Annotated in this window: 1 protein-coding gene; it reads left to right on the top strand. The window is 44.5% G+C overall.

Annotation, left to right across the window (positions count from 1 at the left end; genetic code table 11):
* Window positions 1–528 (top strand): vWA domain-containing protein (locus R7Q46_RS30040; RefSeq protein WP_318078701.1); only part of this gene is annotated, 528 nt, incomplete at both ends.

Raw genomic sequence — 528 nt, 5'->3', positions numbered from 1 at the left:
CAAATGGGAGCGGACACGGCTTCTGTTTCAGTCCGTGATTATGAGTTTGTTTCTGGTACGCATGGTGATAACAACATAGTTGGGTCCGATGATAACGACGTGATCGTTGGTGATGTTCAAGGGTTACAAATTGTCGAAGGTCAGGATTACAACATTGCCTTTATGCTCGATACGTCTGGCAGTATGGGTTACGACGTTGGCCGTGCGGTAACTGAACTAAAAACAGTGCTGACTACTCTGATCGAAAGTGCAAGTGGACCTCATTCGGGCAAAGTGAACGTTTTATTAACCACTTTTTCCACTGAGAGCAAACAGGTGCTCGAATTGGATTTGAGCTCTGACAATGCTAAGTCTCAAGTAGAATCAATATTGGACGCAATTGTGAAGCGCGGCGACGGTAACACAAACTATGAAGCAGGCTTCCAATCAGCATTGAATTGGTTTGATAGTGCTGATAGTGGCGCAACGAATTTAAGCTATTTCATTTCTGATGGCCGTCCAAACCAAGCTACTGTGAATGATGCAAGT

The sequence above is a fragment of the Vibrio sp. 811 genome (genome assembly GCF_033339195.1).
Note: the sequence above shows the minus strand (reverse complement) of the source record. Positions and strands in the feature narration are given on the sequence as shown.